This is a genomic window from Moorena sp. SIO2C4, from assembly GCF_010672485.1.
In the GTDB taxonomy this organism is placed as follows: Bacteria; Cyanobacteriota; Cyanobacteriia; order Cyanobacteriales; family Coleofasciculaceae; genus Moorena; species Moorena producens.
Genome location: NZ_JAAHGN010000764.1, coordinates 1 through 3,725, shown reverse-complemented (window position 1 = coordinate 3,725; position 3,725 = coordinate 1). Strand labels below are relative to the sequence as shown.

Here is a 3,725-nt window from a genome sequence, read left to right as displayed (position 1 = left end):
TCCGCCAGTAAAGATTTCGGTATCTGGCTTGAAGTTTACTGAGGTACCAGTCTTGGTCTTTTTATAGGGCTTGACGAGCAGTTCAGTAACCGGGACACCTCGCTCATAGCGCTGGGTATGTTCTTTTTTCTCCCGCCACACCGTTACATCTACCCACTCAGACAGAGCATTGACTACAGAAACACCAACACCGTGCAATCCTCCAGAGACTTTATAGCCGCCACCACCAAACTTACCACCGGCATGAAGTACGGTCATTACGGTTTCCAGTGCTGATTTCCCTGTGGTAGGGTGGGTGTCTGTAGGAACCCCTCGTCCGTCATCGGTAACGGTTACGGAACCATCGCTATTGATATCAACTTCGATGTGAGTACAATACCCAGCAAGCGCTTCATCGATGGAATTGTCTACAACTTCGTAGACTAGATGATGGAGACCCCTAGGTCCAGTTGTCCCGATGTACATCCCTGGGCGTTTCCGCACCGGTTCGAGACCTTCTAGAACTTGAATCTGATCGGCACTGTAACTACTCGTCATAATCTTTCGGGGTTCTCCCTTAAAAGCTTGGAAAGGCTATGATTCATCAAAAATGATAAAACACCCGAAAATTGTAACACAAAAGCCTTACAGGCGACCACAGACCACTTTCATAGGTTATTTCTATAGGGGATTGACTATATAGGTTATCACCCAGTGGGTCAGTGGTCGAGTGGGTTCCGAATGTCACCATGCAAGATGAAACAGCCCTCCGCTCAAAACTCAAAACTCAACACTGAGCACTCAGCAGTCATAGTAATTTGCGGTGCTACAGCCACAGGTAAATCTAGTCTAGGGATAGAATTAGCCCAGCGGGTTAGTTCGATAATTCTTAATGCTGATTCTCGTCAGGTTTACCGAGAATTTGATATTGGAACGGCTAAGCCGACACTCGCTCAACAACAGCAGGTACCCCATTATCTGATCGACATCTGTGATCCAACCGAAACCTTAACTGTAGCTGATTATCAACAGCAAGCCCAGGAAATTATAGCTAGCAAACATAGGGAACACCAGGAAGACCGGGTAGATCAGGCGGACTTAAACAATAAACCTCTTTTCCTAGTTGGTGGTACTGGTTTATATATCAAATCCGTAGTGCGGGGGTTAAAAATTCCTCGGGTTGCGCCTCAGGAAGATTTGCGATCGCAACTAGCTGCTCTTGGTCAAGCTCAGCTCTATAATTTCCTGCAACAGATTGACCCTGTTGCTGCTCAGAAGATTCATCCCAATGACCAAGTGCGGACATTGCGAGCATTGGAAGTATTTTATGTAACTGGAATTCCGATATCACAGCAGCAGGGAGAGAATCCTCCTAATTATCCAATTCTCCAGATTGGCTTGGAATGTCAGGATTCTGAAACTATTACCCAGCGGATTGCTCAGCGTACTGACCAAATGTTAGCAGCAGGATTTGTGGCTGAGGTGGAAACTATTGCTCAGAAGTATGGTTGGAATTTACCGTTACTGGATACGTTGGGATATCGGGAAATTAAAGATTATCTTGCTGGTAACTTATCCCTTGATCAGGCCAGAGATTTAACTGTTGTCCACACTCGCCAATTTGCTAAACGTCAACGCACTTGGTTTAAGGCTTATCCTGAGATTGAATGGTTTGATGCGGATTGTCCTGATTTGTTGGAGAAAGTTTGGGAGCGGATAGAAGGTTTTTTATAGACTGTTTGCTGAGGGGGTGACGTTTTTTTTTAACTGAATAATCTCCAATTTAAATACGCATAATTTTCCATTGCTATATAAAATTTGACATAAATAAAAATGAATTAAAAATATTTATTTATTAAAGCTATTGTATATAAACGTATACATTTGAGGCTGGCATGCTAGTAATAATAGGAGTGTTCAAATAAATACCTTAGGAATTTCATGATTTTTAGCTCTAATTATTTTGCCATGAAGACCAAACGTATACCGTCAAAAATGAAAAGAGAGTTTTTCCGAATACCGATACTCCATAAGTTATCCTATGGCAACTATCTAATCAGACTAGAAAACCATTCTAATTCCCTACCTACCCTAGCACCAGTAGATTTACCATTGTTGAATTCTCTAAAGAGAGAAGGAACGTTTATTACTTCTTTAGAAGAGTTAGCAATTTCCTCTAATAAACTGAGAGATAGTGCGGAGGATATTTTAAGCAAATTACGGGCATTGCCGATACCGAAAATTGAGTCTTCTATAACCTATCGCAACGAGCTAATTAATTACCCACAAATTTTGAAGTGGGGACTTAACGAACGATTGCTTGATATTGTAGAAAATTACCTTGGTCTTCCAGTGTTATTAGCTGGTCTAATCTTTCAAAGGAATATTGCCGATAGTAAACCAGTAAATGTCAGGCAATGGCACGTAGATCCAGAAGACTATCGCATGGTTAAAATCATTATCTACTTGAATGATGTGGGGTTAGATGGTGGCCCTTTTGAATATATTCCCAGAAATTTAACCTCATCATTAGCTGAAGCCCTGAACTACAATTATTACTATTCTGGTTTAGTCTCAGATAAATACATGGCAAGGGTTGCGTCTAAATTTACCAGTAACCCTTGCACAGGAGCCTACGGCACAGTAATTTTTACTGACACACGCAACATTTTCCACCGTCTGAAACCACCTACTGCATCAGACCGATACTCAATTACTTTCGCCTACACCTCTAGACGACCGATCACAACCTTTGAGAGAATAAACTACTCTCAAAAACACTTGCAAGCCATTGCCAGCGGTTTAAGCCAACGACAACAAGATTGTCTCTTTTTGAATTAAAGTTTTGATCATTAGAGTGGAGTTGCGCCATGATTAACCCAGCTGTTTCGTGCTTACATGGACTTCACTAGTGAACCACAACCTGGTCAACCTCTCTGGGTGCATCTCATTTTTGCTGTTTGACACGGTGGTGCGTTACGGGGCGGGCTATCCAAACCCTGACTACGAGGCGAAAAATGAAGGCTCCCCTAACACACCCTACGCAAAATTTTCAAATATGAGATGCACCCACCTCTCTTCTGTAGATGATCTGACCATCACCTCTTTAGTGTTTCTGATCTGCCCAGACTTGGTCGTGCTAAGTTAACATCCCCTGTCCGGTCATCCCTTGATCGTCTTGTAAATTGTAAAAAATAAGTCTTAGCCTGAGCGATCGCATACCTTTGATATTACGTTTAAGGTAGACTAGAATAATAACCTTCATAGCTAGGTGCCAAAAATCTAGTGGAAAAATCTAGTGGTATCTCAAGAAGCGCCTGCTTGACTGACAAATCTTGCTTGGTTACTTGGGTGAAACATAGTGAAACCCAATCCTGGCGGTTTTGTTGGGTTTCTCTACCGCTGCACCGCTCCCTAAGTAAAATCAATAGTTTTAGGAGTTTTGTCAGTCAATCACCAAGCTAGATTTGAGTAGTGGGAGTTAAACCAGAAATGGAGAGCACTCTATGAAACGTTTCAAGTGGCTCAGTATCTTTCACTGTCTTGATGCAGTCGCTCATGGGGGAAACCACGGCAGTTGCTCATGGGGGGAACCACGGCAGTCGCTCATGGGGGAAACTCCCAAGACCGCGCTGCCTCCCCAAGACCGCACTGCCTCCCCAAGACCGCGCTGCATCGCTATATTTGGGGCGGCATTTATTTCTTCTTTGGATTGTTCGTATTTCGTATATATTTCGATTTTTCGA

Annotated in this window: 4 protein-coding genes; 2 read left to right on the top strand and 2 right to left on the bottom strand. The window is 42.9% G+C overall.

Going from position 1 to position 3,725, the window contains the following annotated elements; genetic code table 11:
* The coding region (locus F6K20_RS28675) for an ATP-binding protein (RefSeq protein WP_287296935.1) at window positions 1-537 on the bottom strand (537 nt) is incomplete at its 3' end.
* A gap of 198 nt (window positions 538-735) precedes the next feature.
* Between F6K20_RS28675 and miaA the strand changes: the two genes are divergently transcribed.
* Entirely contained in the window at window positions 736-1,713 is a 978-nt protein-coding gene (miaA, locus tag F6K20_RS28670) for a tRNA (adenosine(37)-N6)-dimethylallyltransferase MiaA (RefSeq protein WP_008190349.1), read from the top strand.
* 261 nt (window positions 1,714-1,974) lie between these two features.
* Entirely contained in the window at window positions 1,975-2,820 is an 846-nt protein-coding gene (locus F6K20_RS28665; RefSeq protein ID WP_008190346.1) for a phytanoyl-CoA dioxygenase family protein, read from the top strand.
* A 715-nt stretch (window positions 2,821-3,535) separates the two neighbouring features.
* On the opposite strand, the gene F6K20_RS28660 is transcribed toward F6K20_RS28665, so the two are convergent.
* Window positions 3,536-3,725, bottom strand: a 190-nt coding sequence (locus F6K20_RS28660) for a hypothetical protein (RefSeq protein ID WP_287296933.1), incomplete at its 5' end; no start/stop codon positions are given.